Origin of the sequence: Mucilaginibacter sp. KACC 22773 (genome assembly GCF_028736215.1) — a bacterium.
GTDB lineage: Bacteria > Bacteroidota > Bacteroidia > Sphingobacteriales > Sphingobacteriaceae > Mucilaginibacter.
This window is the reverse complement of record NZ_CP117883.1, coordinates 315,212-331,599: the sequence shown is the minus strand read 5'-3', so window position 1 is coordinate 331,599 and position 16,388 is coordinate 315,212. Positions and strand designations below refer to the sequence as shown.

At 44.4% G+C, this 16,388-nt stretch carries 16 protein-coding genes; 11 read left to right on the top strand and 5 right to left on the bottom strand.

Annotation, left to right across the window (positions count from 1 at the left end; all coding sequences use genetic code 11):
• The first annotated feature begins 63 nt into the window (after positions 1–63).
• On the top strand, positions 64–918 hold the full coding sequence (locus tag PQ469_RS01415; protein ID WP_274211390.1) for a hypothetical protein: 855 nt from the start codon (positions 64–66) through the stop codon (positions 916–918).
• Between the two features lie 98 nt (positions 919–1,016).
• Here PQ469_RS01415 and PQ469_RS01410 read toward each other — a convergent pair whose 3' ends face one another.
• Positions 1,017–2,966 (bottom strand): glycoside hydrolase, encoded by a 1,950-nt coding sequence (locus PQ469_RS01410; protein ID WP_274211389.1) that lies wholly within the window; start codon positions 2,964–2,966, stop codon positions 1,017–1,019.
• 170 nt (positions 2,967–3,136) lie between these two features.
• Positions 3,137–3,805: an MgtC/SapB family protein gene (locus tag PQ469_RS01405; RefSeq protein ID WP_274211388.1), complete on the bottom strand. Its 669-nt coding sequence runs from the start codon at positions 3,803–3,805 to the stop codon at positions 3,137–3,139.
• 236 nt (positions 3,806–4,041) lie between these two features.
• On the opposite strand from PQ469_RS01405, the gene PQ469_RS01400 reads away from it, so the two are divergent.
• The 9 genes from PQ469_RS01400 (at position 4,042) to PQ469_RS01360 (ending at position 12,011) form a co-directional block, all read left to right on the top strand.
• The gene (locus PQ469_RS01400; protein WP_274211387.1) at positions 4,042–5,061 is read left to right on the top strand and encodes a metallophosphoesterase family protein; all 1,020 of its coding nucleotides are present in this window, start codon (positions 4,042–4,044) and stop codon (positions 5,059–5,061) included.
• 2 nt (positions 5,062–5,063) lie between these two features.
• Positions 5,064–5,594, top strand: coding sequence for a YceI family protein (locus tag PQ469_RS01395; protein ID WP_274211386.1), 531 nt, complete (start codon positions 5,064–5,066; stop codon positions 5,592–5,594).
• 20 nt (positions 5,595–5,614) lie between these two features.
• Entirely contained in the window at positions 5,615–6,028 is a 414-nt protein-coding gene (locus PQ469_RS01390; RefSeq protein WP_274211385.1) for a c-type cytochrome, read from the top strand.
• Between the two features lie 62 nt (positions 6,029–6,090).
• On the top strand, positions 6,091–7,107 hold the full coding sequence (locus PQ469_RS01385) for a sensor histidine kinase (RefSeq protein ID WP_274211384.1): 1,017 nt from the start codon (positions 6,091–6,093) through the stop codon (positions 7,105–7,107).
• The gene (locus PQ469_RS01380) at positions 7,104–7,823 is read left to right on the top strand and encodes a LytR/AlgR family response regulator transcription factor (protein WP_274211383.1); all 720 of its coding nucleotides are present in this window, start codon (positions 7,104–7,106) and stop codon (positions 7,821–7,823) included. The genes PQ469_RS01385 and PQ469_RS01380 overlap by 4 nt, the downstream gene beginning before the upstream one ends.
• Positions 7,824–7,933: 110 nt before the next feature.
• The gene (locus PQ469_RS01375; RefSeq protein ID WP_274211382.1) at positions 7,934–9,007 is read left to right on the top strand and encodes an alkene reductase; all 1,074 of its coding nucleotides are present in this window, start codon (positions 7,934–7,936) and stop codon (positions 9,005–9,007) included.
• A 47-nt stretch (positions 9,008–9,054) separates the two neighbouring features.
• Positions 9,055–9,558 carry a cupin domain-containing protein gene (locus tag PQ469_RS01370; protein WP_274211381.1) on the top strand — a complete coding sequence of 168 codons (504 nt, stop codon included), beginning with the start codon at positions 9,055–9,057 and terminating at the stop codon, positions 9,556–9,558.
• 365 nt (positions 9,559–9,923) lie between these two features.
• Positions 9,924–10,910 carry a helix-turn-helix transcriptional regulator gene (locus tag PQ469_RS01365; protein ID WP_274211380.1) on the top strand — a complete coding sequence of 329 codons (987 nt, stop codon included), beginning with the start codon at positions 9,924–9,926 and terminating at the stop codon, positions 10,908–10,910.
• A 99-nt stretch (positions 10,911–11,009) separates the two neighbouring features.
• Complete coding sequence (locus tag PQ469_RS01360) at positions 11,010–12,011, top strand: glycoside hydrolase family 43 protein (RefSeq protein WP_274211379.1); 1,002 nt, start codon at positions 11,010–11,012, stop codon at positions 12,009–12,011.
• A 114-nt stretch (positions 12,012–12,125) separates the two neighbouring features.
• Here the strand turns inward: PQ469_RS01360 and PQ469_RS01355 are convergent, their stop codons facing one another.
• Positions 12,126–13,382 carry a pyridoxal phosphate-dependent aminotransferase gene (locus PQ469_RS01355; protein WP_274211378.1) on the bottom strand — a complete coding sequence of 419 codons (1,257 nt, stop codon included), beginning with the start codon at positions 13,380–13,382 and terminating at the stop codon, positions 12,126–12,128.
• A 225-nt stretch (positions 13,383–13,607) separates the two neighbouring features.
• On the bottom strand, positions 13,608–14,342 hold the full coding sequence (locus tag PQ469_RS01350; RefSeq protein ID WP_274211377.1) for an acyl-CoA desaturase: 735 nt from the start codon (positions 14,340–14,342) through the stop codon (positions 13,608–13,610).
• Positions 14,343–15,153: 811 nt separating this feature from the next.
• Between PQ469_RS01350 and PQ469_RS01345 the strand changes: the two genes are divergently transcribed.
• Positions 15,154–15,573: a response regulator gene (locus tag PQ469_RS01345; protein ID WP_090641044.1), complete on the top strand. Its 420-nt coding sequence runs from the start codon at positions 15,154–15,156 to the stop codon at positions 15,571–15,573.
• On the opposite strand, the gene PQ469_RS01340 is transcribed toward PQ469_RS01345, so the two are convergent.
• Complete coding sequence (locus tag PQ469_RS01340) at positions 15,570–16,346, bottom strand: MBL fold metallo-hydrolase (RefSeq protein WP_090641043.1); 777 nt, start codon at positions 16,344–16,346, stop codon at positions 15,570–15,572. The genes PQ469_RS01345 and PQ469_RS01340 overlap by 4 nt on opposite strands.
• Positions 16,347–16,388 lie beyond the last annotated feature (42 nt).

Below are 16,388 nucleotides of genomic sequence, written 5' to 3'. Positions count from 1 at the left end.
TCAAAATTAAAAGCCTGGTAAAGTTTTAAATTTTACCGGGCTTTGCCTATTTTGTTCGTCACTATGGAAAACACCGACGACCTTTTTGACAAACCCCTGAGCGACGACCCGGAAGAAAACCTGCGGATGGAAAACGAACTGCTGCGTTTAAAATTGCAGGCCGAATTGGGCGCCGACCCGCACATGATTAACCCTGTTGACCCGGAAATTGAAAATATATTTTTAAAGAATATTTTCGATTTTGAGCATAACTACGCCAACGCCAAACGGGTTAAGGTTTACGATTTATTGGGGCAGCCCGAATTTGAACCGGCAGGCGGATTAACTGATGAACAGGTAGAGGACGCCTTGCAGCAAATTACCGATTTGCTATTGAGCAAGAATATCGTTGTCGATTTTTCTGAAGATTTGGACAACCGCACCAAATATGTTTTTATTACCGAAGAGTTGTTTGATCACGAGACTGACGACTTTACGATCCCGGGCATGACAAGCCATTTTGATTATGAAGAGTTTCATCCCAACCATAAAGCTAACATTGAAAACAAGGCCCTGGAGTTTTTATCCAAATGGTTTAAGCAAAGCTTTGACGACCACAGCTGGGTACTGGGCGATTCGTTTGTTGCCCCCGACCGGAAAACCTATAGCAGGGCTGAAATAGTACACCAGCTTAACAATATTTTTAACGCTTACACAGCCTTTAGTAACGAAGAATATTTTATTTACGATATCGGTTTTCAACTGCAACCTGGCTCAAATTCGGGCCTTGGCCATGCCGAGGGATCGGTAAAATATGATGCCGTATTGGAAAACAACGAAACCATTCATTTTGAAGGGCCTTTTAAACTATACTTTTCCCTGGAAGACAATTGGTGGAGCATTTTTCATCTTGTATTCCCCGGGTTTAAATATCCCTGAAAGCAGGCTTTAAGTCGGGAAGTCCGGAAGTCGGAAAGTCAAAAATTTGATGGCTCTGACTTTCGGACTTCCGGACTTTCGGAGGTTCTGGCTTCAGACTACTCGCTTTCCAGCGTTGTAAAGCACCTGGCGCTTAGCTTAAACGCTGCCTGCTTATTATTAACCTCAATGTTGCCATTTTGGCTAACGTTATGGTCTTTGTCGGTAACGTAAACCTTAAGCCGTGTAACAGATGCCGGTAAGCCCTTTAAATAAACTTTACGCGCCGCACTGTTATTTACCATGTGGATAACGTATTTGCGCTTGCCTGCATCGCCCAAAGCCGCGCATGATATGGCAGGGTTATCAACAGTAACCGCCAGCGCTTTCAGGCCGGCCGGGGTTGATGCCAGCTGCTTTAGCTGCCAAAAACGCTGTGTTGGTTTCAGGGGCCCATTATTGCCAAAAATGCCGCCGCCGCTCAATGGCGAATAATCTGCCGTGAGCTGCCATTGCAAAATAGATAAGGGCTGGCATATAGCCAGTAGCCGGGTGTACAGGTTAATCTCTTCAAGCGCGTATGATTGCTCTTCAAAGTAAGCCGGGTACTCCCATGCGGCGGCATCAATACTACCTTCGCCAACCAAAAGGGGCAGGTTTAGTTTGGTAGCGGCATCGGCCCATTTTTGTAGTGTTGGGGTATCCCAGCCGCGCCAGGAGTGAAACGATACCGCGCCGATGTATGGCCTGGCTTCCGGATCATTCATGGCCGGGTAAATAAATTTGTAGGTGGTGGCATCTGAGTTATCGCCCAGCAGCAATTTGGTTTTTAGTCCTTTATCGGCAAAATATTTACCCAGGCCTTTTATCAGTGCCAGGTGTTCCTCGCCGGTTTGGCGAATATTGATACCCAGGTCCGATTCATTAAACGAAAAGTAAGTAACCTCAACGCCGTAATGGTTTTTGAGGTAGATGATGTAATCGGTAATTGATTTGTAAATCTGCTGCGTGTTATCATTATTAAGCGGGTTGCCCCAAACGCCATCCGGTGTAGGGCGGTACTTTAGCTTACCAACAACCGCCCATTGCGGCGGCGCCCATGCCGTTAATACCACAGGCATATTCATTTGCCCCAGCCGTTGCGCCATCTCCATCGACTGTTTGACGTGGTTATTCAGTTTACCACTATCGGCCACAGCTACAGGATCGGTGCTGATATCGGGTTGCCAATCGCGCCATGGCATCTCAACCCGGCCCCAGGCTACGCGCAGGTTGTTCAAACAATAGTCTATCACCTGCGGGTCGGTTTTGGCATTTTGCAGACGGAAGTTGCCACCCAGCCCGGCAAATTCACGGCCCTGTACGGCGGTATCCAGCTGCATAGTTGCATCGGTGTTATCAATATCGCCGGCCACTTTAATCTCGAAGGTTTTCTCAAATAAATCGCCCTTTTTAAGCGTGCCTTCGCAAATGGGAAAGTACAGCTGGATGTATTTTAAATCTTCGCTTTGCGGCCTTATAATAAGCGCAGCCTCATTGGTAGTGATGCTGAATTGTTGCCTGGGCGATTTAAAGTTAATGCCCTTAGCCGTTACAGTAGGCATATCATCTTTAAGTACTTCAGTGGCCATGGCCTGGTCTTTTAGCGTAACCTGGCTGGCTGCATATGCCGCCTTGGGCAACCGCAGGCCCAGGTAAACGCCTATGATGCTGGTATCCCTGCGTACATTGCATATGATGTTTATTTTGATTTTACCCTTGCCTACGTCGGTAACAGTTTCGGTAAATACCAGGCTATCAATAGCTGTATTTACGATTTCAACATTGCCCTCCCGTTTAAACTTCGGCCGTTGATGTTCCTTTGCTGTCGCGTTTATTTTGTGCCAGCTGTTGCCAACCACATCAATACTGGTGTTAAAACCCATTAGCTGGCCTTTTACGCGAATACCGTTGAGGTTGCCATAGGGCATCAGTTCGGCCTGGGCCTGGCTTTTTTGGACAGCAAGCGTGCAGATAGCGGCCAGGAAAACGATGATTTTGGTAAAATATCCCGAATGTTGATGAGTCATGATGTTATTAAACTATTTGAATATTGGTTTGATCAGCGATTTTGGATCAGGCAAATTTCGCTAACCTGTTTAAAATAGATTGTCCAATATAGTTCAATAAACACGGCATCATGTCTATCGGTTTATTTTGTACCAGCTTTTATCAAATGAATACCAGTTGGGCCACCTGCCTACCATTCAAACGAGAGGATTTCCTCACTATCTATAAGCCATTGATTAAACGAAGCAAGGTTTTTCTCCCGCCCGGATATTTCAAACTCAAGGATAGTTTGTACATCCTTACGTGAAGTTTTCATTTTAACTATTTTCAGCTTAAGCGGGGTTACCTGGTTGTACAAGGTACTTAACTGGCAGGTGTTTTTAAAAACCAGCCGGTAATGGCGGTGTTCAAATTTATTATCTATCCAAATCTGTATAAAATCAAGGGCGTACAATACAAACAGGGTGGCCACCAGTGAAACGCCGGCAAGGGCAAATTCGCCAATACCTAAAAGCATCCCTAAGGCCGCCGATATCCATATAGATGCCGCCGTGGTAATTCCCGATACGGAGGAGTTGGTACGAAATATCACCCCGGCACCAATAAAGCCCACACCGGTAATAATATTGGCCGCAATCCGGTCGCGGTTGGTTTCAACCCCCAGCATATAGGAGCATATGGTAAAAACAGTGGCGCCAAGGCAAATGAGCGCCAAGGTTCTGAACCCCGCCGATTTACCCCTGATCTCCCGCTCCAGCCCAAGAATACAACCGGTTACAATGGCCAAAAACAGTTTTAGTATTTCGTGGCCATATATGTTATGGTTAGGGTTCAGCAAAATGGTACTATAAAAATTCATGTATAACAGGAATTGGTTTGGCTGTTTAATAACAGCCTGTTAGCAATAATAAAAATAAAAATTTGGCACATTAAACTTACAACAAATACCGGGTATATTTTAGCAATGTCAAATCCATTCAAAAAACCATCGTTCATCAAGTAATAGGCTTGCTTCATGTAAAATAATATAGCCATCGGCTTTCTTTATCTTTTTTAGCGGTGTAATTCATTAACCAACAAAAAAAGATAACCGTTATGAAAACCCATTTCCGCCCCGAAGAGGCGTTAAACCCTGAAGCCAATAACGACGGTATTGACCGTCGCGGGTTCCTGGAATGTATGGCCTGGGCAGGTACCGGCGTACTCTGGATGATGACCGGCGGCATCCTGAAATCATACGGCATGAGCCAGATGATTGATAAAACTTCAGGCGGCCTCAAAAAAGGCTTGCTGATGCCCAAATCCGATTTTAGCTTTGTGCAGATTAGTGATAGCCACATCGGCTTTGCCAAACCGGCCAATACCGATGTGGTTGGTACGCTAAACGCAGCCATCGCCAAAATCAATACAATGCCAGTAGCGCCATCCTTTGTGCTGCACACCGGCGATTTATCGCACCTGGCACAGGCCGAAGAGTTTGACACGCTGGAACAATCGTTAAAAGCGGTAAAAACCGAAAAAATATTTTACGTTCCCGGCGAGCATGACGTAACCGACAACGGCAAACTTTACCTGGAGCGTTATGGCAAAGGTACGCTGGGCGATGGCTGGTACAGTTTCGATTCGCATGGGGTACATTTCATCGGCCTTGTAAATGTTACCAATCATGTTGATGGCGGGCTGGGGTATATTGGTGCTGCCCAGTTAAAATGGTTGGAGAACGACCTGAAGCCACTAACCAACAGCACACCAATAGTGGTTTTTGCACACATCCCGCTTTGGGCCATTTACCCGGCCTGGGGCTGGGGAACTGATGACAGCGCACAGGCTTTGGCGCTGCTCAAACGCTTTGGCTCGGTATCGGTTTTAAACGGACACATCCACCAAACCATTCAAAAGGTTGAGGGCAATATAACCTTCCATACCGCATGCTCCACCGCATTCCCACAGCCGGCACCGGGAGCGGCACCCTCACCGGGTCCTTTGAAGGTACCAGCCGAAAAGTTGCGCAGCATGTTGGGCTTAACTATCGTAAATTATGTTGAGCATAACCACTCACTGGCCATTACCGATACGCCATTGATTGAGGCCGATAAAATAGAGGAACATCAATAGGCATGAAAAAGATAATTTTATTGTTGCTGATACTTTGCGGGGTAAACATCACGTACGCGCAATACAAACCAGTAAACCAGGGATCGTCATTAAAATTTACCATTAAAAACCTGGGCTTTGGTATCGACGGATCTTTCGGCGGCCTGGATGGGGTTATCAATTTTGATCCTGACAATGCGGATGCAGCGAATTTTGATGTTACGGTTGATGCGGCAACGGTTAACACAGATAACAACCTGCACGATGAGCATTTAAGGGGCGATAGCTACTTAGATGTTAAAAATAATCCTAAAATAAGGCTGCTATCAACAAAAGTAACCGGCAAAAGAGGCATCTATTTGCTAACCGGCAAACTAACCATTAAAGGTAAAACCCAGGCAATAGCGTTCCCTTTTACAGCAGCACCCTACGCAGGTGGCTACCAATTTAAAGGCTCATTCAAAATAAAGCGCAAGGATTTTGGCATTGGCGGCGCAAGCACCATTGCCGACGAACTGGATGTTAACCTGGATGTACTTGCAAAAAAAGGGTAACAGTTTTATACCAAATTCAAATGAAAATAAACCGGAAGTTTATAGCCGTTATTGCATTGGCCGCTATAGTAAGTGTTACTGTGGCCGCAACTGATAAAATCCCATATACACCACAATACACCAATTTAAAAGTGCTGCCAAAAAACATAAGTTCCAAAGAACTGCAGGGCATTATGGCCGACGATTTTGACGACGGCCTTGGGGTAAGTTGTGGTTTTTGCCACGCCGGTAATAAAGATGGCCACGGGCTTGATTTTGCCAGCGATGCAAAGCCCGAAAAACAGATTACGCGCACCATGATGCGCATGACCCTCGGTATCAACAAAAAATATTTAAAAGTAAAGCATCCTGAAATTGGCAATGCTACGCTGATTGTATCTTGCACCACCTGTCATAAAGGGCAGGCCTTTCCCGATGGTGCGGAACCTAAATAACCAATCGATTTTTTTTGTACATCATATTAACGTACTTTAATAAACAAATCCGGGCGTATACCTTGAAAACCAGCAAAACAATATATCACCTTACATTTTGGGTAATAGCGTACCTGTCCTGGGTGTTTATCTTCAGGAATGGTACGCTGGTATTTACACATGCCATTACCATCCAGTTTTGCTACCTGTTGTTTATATCGGCAAATTACTATTTCAACGCGCTGTATACCATTCCGCAATTGCTTAATAAAAAACGGTATGTAAAATTCGGCCTGTGTTTTTTAGGTGGGATTGTTATTACAGCGCTCATGAGGGTGCCGGTATCAATAGCCGTTATTACCTATGTTTTTAAAGTTAAAAATACCAGGTTTAGTTTTCCCGGCATTTTTTTAGATTCGTTTGTAAATATTTTCTTTTGGGTGGCCTGCATCCTGGCGGCGCACCTGGTTATCGAAAAAATACGGTCGCAATTGTATATCGAACAGATTGAAAAAGAAAAGGCCACCAACGAACTTAATTTTTTACGGGCGCAGTTTAACCCGCATTTCCTGTTCAACTCCATCAACTCTATTTACGGGCACATTGATAAATCAAACAAAGATGCCCGCGAAATGCTGCTGGTATTTTCAGAAATGTTGCGTTACCAGCTGTATGAATGCAATGTTGAACAAATAGCCCTTGACAGCGAAATTAACTACATACGCAATTACATAGCCATACAAAGGGGCCGCATTGATGAGCGTATAGTCGTTTCTTTTTGTGCCGATGGTATAAACGGGCAAATTAACGTAGCGCCGCTGCTGTTCATTACTTTTATAGAAAATGCTTTTAAATATGTTGGGTTTAATGAGGATAGGCAAAACCAGGTGAGCATTGGCCTGCAATACCAAAATAGCAACCTGGTATTCCATGTGTTTAACACTAAAGATACCTTTGTGAATCAAACCGAAAAGTCATCAGGCCTGGGGATTGCCAATACAAAGCGCCGGCTTGAAATTTTATATCCCGGCAGGCACCATCTCCAAATTGTTAATACCGATACTGATTATGAGGTAACCTTAACCCTGTTTAATGTATGACGCTTAACTGCCTTATTATAGATGATGAACCCATTGCACGCAAACTGCTGCAGGAGTATATTGAAGAAATTGATTTCCTGGTGTTGGTTGGCGCGGCCGAAAACCCGTTGAAGGCAACGGCGATGATGAATGAGCTGGATGTTGACCTGGTGTTCCTGGATATTAATATGCCAAAAATGAACGGGCTTCAGTTTCTTCGCTCGGCCAACAACCTCCCCATGGTAATCATGACTACGGCATACGGGCAATATGCGCTGGATGGCTTTGAGCTGGCAGTGGTTGATTACCTGGTAAAACCATTTTCGTTAGATCGATTTTTAAAAGCATCACAAAAAGCCCTGGAGTTAAAATCATTAAGGCAAAAACAACTTACCCCGGTTAAAACGGAGCCCGACCATTTTTATGTTAAATGCGATGGCAAAATTGAGCGTGTGTTGTATGACGATCTGATTTATGTGGAGGCTATGGCCAATTACGTAGTGCTGTATACCATCCCCAAAAAACTGGTGGTTTATTTAACTATCAAGAGTATCCAGGAAAAACTCCCTGCCGAAAGGTTTTTACAGGTACACAAAAGCCATATTGTTAACCTTAAAATGATTAACACCATTGAAGGCAATATGCTTAACCTGGGCAGCGCCAGGGTAACCATAGGCCAGCGTTTTTATGACGAAGTAATGGACAGGATTTTAAAAGGGAAGTATTTTAAAAGATAAAAAGCCGCCTGTCTTATTCCGTCCGATCAGACTATTTTTAAACCTTTTATAGCTATTTTAAGTTCATGACTGTACCGACATTTGATATACAATATCAAAACAAAAAAAACATGAACACTATATTAGCTCCATACACCCAAAAAACACTTCAGTTAAAAAACCACCTGGTAATGGCTCCCATGACGCGTAGCCGGGCCATTGGCAATATCCCTAATGATTTAATGGCCGAATACTACCACCAGCGCAGCGGCGCGGGCCTTATTGTTACCGAGGGTACATCGCCATCGCCCAATGGTTTGGGTTACGCACGTATCCCCGGCATCTTTAGCGGTGAACAGGTTGAGGGCTGGAAAAAAGTTACCGGCGCGGTACATGCAGGTAACAGTAAAATATTTGTACAACTAATGCATACAGGCCGCATAGCCCACCAGGCAAATTTGCCAGCGGGGGCTACCGTAGTAGGCGTATCTGCAATAAAAGCGGCAGGCCAGATGCATACCGATAGCATGGGAATGCAGGATTACCCAATTGCTGTAGCCCTTACTACCGAAGCTATTAAAGCAACCATTGCAGAATATGTACAGGCCGCTAAAAATGCCGTAGAAGCAGGCTTTGACGGCGTTGAAGTACACGGCGCCAACGGCTACCTGGTTGAACAGTTTTTAAACCCCAACATAAATAACCGTACCGACCAATATGGAGGCGACTATAAAGCCCGCGCTTCGTTTGCGCTGGAAGTGGTGCAGCAAATTGCCGATGCTATTGGTAAAGAAAAAGTAGGTATCCGTTTTTCCCCCTTCTCAACCCTTGGCGATTTGCAGGAGTATGATGCCGATGAAGTACACAATACCTATGCCTACCTGGCGCAGGAGTTAAACAAAATAGGTATCACTTATATTCATATCGGTTTTTCGCCAAAAATCCCACAGAAAACATTTGATGCTATCCGTACCGCGTTTACAGAAACCATTATACTTTGTAACGGCAATACACCCGCTACAGCGGCCGATACCTTAGCCAAAGGCTTTGCCGATGTACTTGCATTTGGCCGCCCGTTTTTGGCTAACCCCGATTTGGTGACCCGTATGGAGCAAAACGCCCCTTTGAATGAGGTTGATTTTACAACTTTATATACTCCGGATGCTCATGGCTATACCGATTACCCGGTAATGGCTGTGGCCTGATGTTGGCGGGCAATACTTATCTTACATTTATCTATTTTTAGTTGACGATGGAAAACACAAAAAAAACAATAACGTTTGTTGGCCCGGAAGAAGGGCAAGGGATTGCCATGGCAGGCAACTCGTACCGGGTAGTGATATCGGGCAGGCGAACCGATGGTGAATACGCGTTGATAGATATGCTGGTACCACCGGGGGGCGGCCCTATACCGCACGCCCACCCCAATGTACAGGAAAGTTTTTACGTTGTTGAAGGCGAGGTTGAGGTAAAATCTGAAGCGGGCAATTATATTGCAGGCAAAGGCTCGTTTGTGAATATCCCTTACGGAGGTATTGTTCATTGCTTCCGCAATAAATCCAACCAAATGGCTCATTTGCTTTGCACGGTAATGCCCGCCGGTATGGAAGATTTTTTTACGGAAGCGGGCGAACCCGCACCTTTTGGTACATTTTTACCTTTGCCGCCAATGACCAACGAGCTAAAAAGCAAAATGGGTGCACTGGCCGAAAAATACGGACAAAAGATGTTTCCGCCGGATTATCTGGATAAATAAGCCTCATTTTGTGATGCTGAGTTGTAAAATTCTGAAGGAGGAAATGACATTCAAAAATAAAAGACTGTCGTCCTGAACGTAGTGAAGGATCTGTTCGCCAACTTTTCTATTGGTCATGCACGACTAACAGATTCTTCGTGCCTACCCATGACAAGTTAAAAAACGGAAGTCATCCTGAGCTTGTTTCAGGATCTCACAAGACAGGTGACCCGCATGAAGTATACTTAGCACGTGGGTTGCTGAAACAAGTTCCATTAGGGAGAAATCATTGTCATTCTTCCTTCAGAATTGCGCGAAATTTTACAACTCATAATGACAGAAAATCGGGTATAAGCTATTCAATAACAACCGTTTAAATATATTTTATGCCGATAGAATTTGAATTTGAAGTAGGCAAAGGTTTTCATTTTGGCTTGGCTTTTGCCAGGCGTTTTGGTGCCCAAATAACCCATAACCGGGTAACGCTGCCCGAATCAATTGGCGAGGGTTTTATACAGGAAGTATTCCTGAATAACGGCCTGTCGCTGTGCATCCATCGGTATTGGCTTAAGGATGATCTTGTTTTGCGCCGCCTGGCAGCTTCATCATCAACCATGCTCACCTTAAAGTTTGATTGCAGGCGCATCCCGGTGGAGGAGGCCGACCTACCGCACGGGCCTTTATTTACAGGTAGCAACGGCTGCGAGGTTGAACTGGGTACCGGCAACTTTTTTTCGGAATTAATTGTTCCGGCCAATCAGCATGTTAATTTCCTGGTTATTGGTGCATCCCGCCAAACGCTCATCAATATTTTGGATTTGCAGGAGGCCGGCTGCCCCATAGCATCGCTGTTGCAGGAAAGCCCATCGTTTGTGCTGCATGAGGTGATGACTTTAGAGATGGAACGCGCGCTAAAACAATTAAGCCGAATTGACGAAACTACCACCCTGGCCACACTGCTTTACAAAAACAAGGCCGAAGAACTCATATACCTGCTGTTCAGCAAGCTGATGCACCGTGCCGAAACCGCTTCTATCACGGTAGACCAGGCCGATGCCGAAAAGATATACAAACTGCGGGCCGCCATTTTAGCCGACCTTAGCTTAACCCCGCAGCTTCCCGAGTTATCGGGCAAGATAGGTATCGGCCTTACCAAAATGAAACAGCTTTTCCGGCAGATTTTTGGCGATAGTATTTATAACTATTACCAGTCGGCCCGGATGAACGAGGCCGCCCGTTTGCTGGCTATGCAATCCGTATCCGAAACCGGCTACCAGCTGGGCTTTACCAATTTGAGCCATTTCGGGCGCTTGTTTGAAAGGCACTTCCAGGTAAAACCCAAGCGATATAAAGATGGATTGGCGTTGAGATAAACTTATTACGGGTATAGCCGGGGATATGATTTGCAGAAACCGTATCAACTAAACCAATTTAGCTGTTATATTAGCGGCCTTAAAAACATGCAACCTATTATGAAAACGGGCATTTACCATAAAATTCTTTTAACGGCGGTTATGGCAACCGCAATGACGATGCCAGTCCGGCAAGTTTTGGCGCAGGATAAAAAAACATCGGGCAACCCCGTGGTTGAGGGTTGGTATGCCGATCCGGAGGCTAAAATTTTCAACAAGCAATATTGGTTATACCCAACTTACTCGGCTAAATACAATGAGCAGGTTTTCATGGATGCCTTCTCATCGCCCGACCTGGTACATTGGACCAAACACCCCCACATTGTTGATACCACCGGCGTAAAATGGGTTCGCCGGGCGCTTTGGGCGCCTGCCGTTACCGAAAAAGGCGGTAAATATTATATCTTCTTCGGCGCAAACGACATCCAGAACAATAACGAAAAAGGCGGCATCGGCGTAGCCGTAGCCGATAACCCGGCGGGCCCGTTTAAGGATTACCTGGGCAAGCCGTTGATTGACCAGATTATTAACAAAGCCCAGCCTATAGATCAGTTTGTTTTTAAGGATGATAACGGCCAGTACTATATGATATACGGTGGCTGGGGCCAGTGCAATATTGTAAAACTAAAAGACGACTTTACCGGCGTGGTGCCTTTTGAGGATGGTGTCACCTACAGGAAAATAACCCCCGAGGGCTATGTAGAGGGACCGGTAATGTTTAAACGCAAAGGCAAATACTACTTTATGTGGAGCGAAGGCGGTTGGACAGGCCCCGATTACCGGGTAGCTTACGCTGTAGGCGATACCCCATTTGGTCCGTTTAAGCGGATAGCTACTATTTTAAAGCAGGACGCCAGTATTGCCACCGGCGCGGGCCACCATTCGGTTATTAACGTACCTGGTACCGATGAATGGTACATTGTATACCACCGCCGACCATTGACCGAAACCGACGGCAACCACCGCGTAATGTGCGTTGATAAAATGTACTTTGATAAAGATGGCATGATACAGCCGGTGAAGATTACCAACGAAGGAGTTGCGGCGAGGGAGATAAAATAATTTGAAGATGTCTGAATCAGAATTTTCAGAATTAAAGAACGCCCAGACTTATAAAAGTATTGAATTTACAGGATTTTGTTAATTCTAAAATCCTGTAAATTCTGATTCTGACAATTACTTCAACTTACTCAAAGCCGCTTTCACCCTCGGTATCAGCTGCTCAATATCCTCCAGTGTGCTTGCACCTACTGATGCACGGAACCAGTTAACCGAATCATCTGTACCGAAGGCCGAGAATGGCACCAGGGCCACTTTGGCTTCCTTGATGAGGTAAAAGTTAATATCAGCCGAATCCTTTAATACATGCCCGTCTGGGGTGGTTTTGCCGGTGTAATCGATTTTAAGAGTAAGGTATATTGCGCCCATTGGCGTTATCGAATCTACCTGGAAACCTTCGGCTTTCAGTGCCTGGAAACCTTCGTGTAGGGTTGTTAAGCTGGCGCGGATTTTTCCTTTCAAATCATCCAGGTAGGTATCTACAGCGGCGGTATCGGTAATAAAATGAGCCATGGCAACCTGCTCGGCCTTTGGCGACCATGCCCCCATATGGCCTACAATGGCTTTCATATTATCAATAATGTTTGCAGGGCCAAAACCCCAGCCTACGCGTACGCCTGTTGAGGCAAAACATTTAGATGCACCATCAACAAATACGGTATATGGCCTTAGTTCCGGGCGTAAAGTAACCGGATCGTAATGTTTAAAATCACCGAAGGTTAGTTGCGAATATATTTGATCGTACAGCAGGTACAAAGGCTTTTCGCCGGCTGCGCGTTTTTTGTTTTCGGCAATTACCAGGTCGCAAATCTCTTCCAGGTCTTTTTTATTAAACATGGTACCCGTTGGGTTCAGGGGCGAGCAAAGTGCCAGTAAAGTTGCGCCTTTTAAATGCGGTGCAATTTCATCAGCCGTAGGCATAAAGTTGTTTTCGGGTTTGGTTTCTACAATAACTGCATTTGCACTGGTAAGGTCGCTGTAGTGATTATTGTTCCATGACGGTGCCGGAAAAACCACCTTATCGCCCGGATCAACCAGGGCCAGAAAAGTTGAATAGATCAACGGACGTGAGCCGCCCGAAATCAATATCTCGTTAGCTTTATAATTTAAACCCATGCGGCTGCTTAAAAATGCCGATACACTTTCGCGCAGGTTAAGCATGCCATCAGCCGGCGGATAATTAGTTTGGTTGTGGTTATAAGCATCAACAATACCGTCTTTTAAGTCGGCAGGGATGGAGTAAATATTGGAGTCGAAATCGCCAATAGTTAGGTTGGCAATATTTTGCCCCTGGCGTTTTAATTCATTTATCTCGCCCGCAATCTTAATGATCTCCGAGCCGCGTAAATTTTGAGCTAATTTAGAAACACTCATGTTGTGGATTTTATGAGCGGCAAATATAGGGGGAAAAAGGTGAAAGGCTAAAGGTTAAAGGCGAAAGGTGAAAAAAGTAAAAGTCGAAAGGCAAAAGGTGGTTATTAGGGGGTCAGGCTAAAATGGCTCAAAACAAAAAAGCGAAAAGCTAATCCATTCAGGTCGCTTTTCGCTTCTATATATGGGCAAAAAACCTTTTACCTTTCGCCTTTATCCTTTTACCTTCTATAAATATGCTTTCCTTAGCCTGATGATATGCATCCAGTGCATTACTTTCATTACGGGATAAACCGGGTCAATCTCGAACCATTTGGCGCCGAAGTTGGCACGGTTAGGGCGTTTGTGGTGGTTGTTCTGGAACAATTCGCCAAGCATTAAAAAATCAAACGGGGTAGTGTTTTTTGATTTGTCGCCGTTGTCAAAATTGGCATAACCATATTTATGACCGCACCAGTTAACAATAGCACCATGTATTGGGCCCATTAAAAAGTGAACGGGAATTAACAGGTAAAACCACGGTGAAGTTGCAAACACAACATAAAAAGCAACATATAACACACCAAAGGCTATGCGCGATACCATTGACGAACCAATGTAATCAACCGTACGCCATTCCGGAATGTTTCCTTTAAAACGTTCTTCAGGATCTTTCAGCCTTTTTTCGTGCATGCGGTAACTTTTGGCGGTGTACACCATCATCTGGAAAACATCCCTGAAAAAATGTGGCGAATGCGGGTCTTTCTCCGTATCGCTATAAGCGTGGTGCTCACGGTGCATAATTGCATAGGCACGCGGGTTTAAAAACGATGAACCCTGACAAATAAATGTCAGCAGATAAAATGTACCCTCAAAAAATTTATTGGTAGTGAACATTTTATGAGATGCATACCTGTGTAAAAAGAACGTTTGGAAAAAGAGCGACAGGAACCAGTGCCCGATGAAGAAAATTATTATTACCACTGAATTAGAATGATTAGAATGAACTGTTATTTATAATCTTTCCAAAGATACGATTAAAACACATAAAAAGTTTTAACCTGTTTTTTTTTGAAACTATTCTATATCCAATAAAAGCTGCTCATGTATGCAAAAACCGCCTTTTTGGTTAAAATATTTATTTTGCTCACTTACTGTATTTCAAATTGTTGGGCTGGCAGCCGGTATCATTGCAGCCTGTAGTTAAAATCTTCGCAGATGATAATTGCCATAATTTCATCAACATCATAATAGCCGGCCAACCAGGTTAGCTGCAGTTTAATTGGGGATGGCGTGCCGGTAATTACCTGTAACGGTTGTGGCGGATTATACTCAGCCCGGCAGCAGCACCTCTCCTGGCCGGCCACTATCAAGCGCTCTACCAGTTCAAATTTTCTTTGTATCTATAATAATTATCTCGGCACAAAAATACGCATGGGGTTGCTGCAGGGATATGGTTTAAGTTTTATGGCCGGGGGATTATTTTAGTAAAACACCACGAAGTTTGTAACAAACTTATTACGTTTTTCATGGCTTTTGCACCCTCCGGGCTAATCAATACCCTAACTTTTTAGCCTTCACATGATTTATCAGGCGCTATCTGGCACTACACCAACATCATTTCCAGTTCTTAATCAGTACGTTTATCCGGGCTAAAACCATCTTCATCAATAAACCGTCATTATTGCCGGTTTAATTTAATCAGGGCATAAAATATTTTAGTAAAATACCGTTTTTGGGGGTATAACCTTTTAATTTAAGGTTCCGTATAAAGCATATCGATTTTAAGCGTATTATGACAATTAACACAAAATCCGTTAGTGTATTATTGGTTGATGATGATGAGATAAATAACTTCATCTCCATTAAATTGATAAAGAAAGCTTTATTAAACACCGAGATCATGGCTTGTTTAAACGGTAAATTTGCTATTGAGCAATTATCCGAAATCCAACAAAAAGACCCGGCTAAACTGCCCGATTATATTTTGCTGGATATTAACATGCCCATTATGAATGGTTGGGAGTTTTTGGACGAGTACAAACGTTTAAACCTCGATCCGCTGGGCAAAAGCAAAATCTTCATTATCTCATCATCAGTATTCAGTAACGATATTAACAAAGCGCGCTCATACCCGCTGGTAAAAGATTTTATCAGCAAACCATTAAACGTCGAAAAAATTAAGGAGCTTTTTGAAGTTCAGCCACAAGACTAAGCCGGCGTTACCTTAAAGTGTTCGCCGCCATCATCGCTGCTTACATTGCCAATAGCAATTGTTTTGGCATGATAAAACAGACAGGTCCATCCTTCTTCGGATGCTAATTTTCCATATTCCTGGCGCAGCTCCATTGCCTTACGCCCATCCATATCATATTTAGCTATAAACTTTCGTATCAGTTGCTCAGGCTCAGGTAATTCGTCGCCGCCAAACAGCGCTTTTGAGCCTTCTATATCTATCCAGAATACCTGGTGATTGGGGCAATGCCCGCCGGATAATTCATAACGGATGCCCGGAAGCAATTCGCCGCTGCCCTCTACAAACATAATATCTACTGCACCGTCAAGGGCTTCAAAAATCTCTTTATGGTATGATGATGATTTGCCGGTAATGCCAAACTCCCACTCCCCTTTTTGTATCACGTGCCTGGCCTGCGGAAAGCTGGGCTGCAGCTTGCCATTACGCTCCACAACCAAACCGCCCGAGTGGTCATAATGCAGGTGCGACATGAGCACCAGTGTTACATCGTCCGGATCAAATCCCGCATTGCGGATGTTTTGATGCAGGATAAGCTCATCGCGGGTATCTTTAAAACCAAGGCCCGTATCCAGCACAATAAGGTGGTGGCTGGTTTTTATCAGGAATGGGTTTACATGGATGAACAATGAACCCGGGCGGTCCCTGAAATTGTCGGTTTCGGGATTAAAAGGGATAAATTTTTTAGTCGAATCAACTGAATATGAGCCTTCTCCTAACGCGAAAATTTCCATAGCTGCGATGTATCAGATTTTGAATGTAACTTTGGCCGTTTA

Bases quoted from the DNA above. Each gene is read 5' to 3' on its own strand.
- PQ469_RS01395 (WP_274211386.1), top strand. From the start codon at position 5,064: ATGAAAAAGATAATTTTATTGTTGCTGATACTTTGCGGGGTAAACATC.
- PQ469_RS01355 (WP_274211378.1), bottom strand. From the start codon at position 13,382: ATGAGTGTTTCTAAATTAGCTCAAAATTTACGCGGCTCGGAGATCATT.
- PQ469_RS01405 (WP_274211388.1), bottom strand. From the start codon at position 3,805: ATGAATTTTTATAGTACCATTTTGCTGAACCCTAACCATAACATATAT.
- PQ469_RS01390 (WP_274211385.1), top strand. From the start codon at position 5,615: ATGAAAATAAACCGGAAGTTTATAGCCGTTATTGCATTGGCCGCTATA.
- PQ469_RS01370 (WP_274211381.1), top strand. From the start codon at position 9,055: ATGGAAAACACAAAAAAAACAATAACGTTTGTTGGCCCGGAAGAAGGG.
- PQ469_RS01340 (WP_090641043.1), bottom strand. From the start codon at position 16,346: ATGGAAATTTTCGCGTTAGGAGAAGGCTCATATTCAGTTGATTCGACT.
- PQ469_RS01380 (WP_274211383.1), top strand. From the start codon at position 7,104: ATGACGCTTAACTGCCTTATTATAGATGATGAACCCATTGCACGCAAA.
- PQ469_RS01345 (WP_090641044.1), top strand. From the start codon at position 15,154: ATGACAATTAACACAAAATCCGTTAGTGTATTATTGGTTGATGATGAT.
- PQ469_RS01365 (WP_274211380.1), top strand. From the start codon at position 9,924: ATGCCGATAGAATTTGAATTTGAAGTAGGCAAAGGTTTTCATTTTGGC.
- PQ469_RS01410 (WP_274211389.1), bottom strand. From the start codon at position 2,966: ATGACTCATCAACATTCGGGATATTTTACCAAAATCATCGTTTTCCTG.
- PQ469_RS01360 (WP_274211379.1), top strand. From the start codon at position 11,010: ATGAAAACGGGCATTTACCATAAAATTCTTTTAACGGCGGTTATGGCA.
- PQ469_RS01400 (WP_274211387.1), top strand. From the start codon at position 4,042: ATGAAAACCCATTTCCGCCCCGAAGAGGCGTTAAACCCTGAAGCCAAT.
- PQ469_RS01415 (WP_274211390.1), top strand. From the start codon at position 64: ATGGAAAACACCGACGACCTTTTTGACAAACCCCTGAGCGACGACCCG.
- PQ469_RS01375 (WP_274211382.1), top strand. From the start codon at position 7,934: ATGAACACTATATTAGCTCCATACACCCAAAAAACACTTCAGTTAAAA.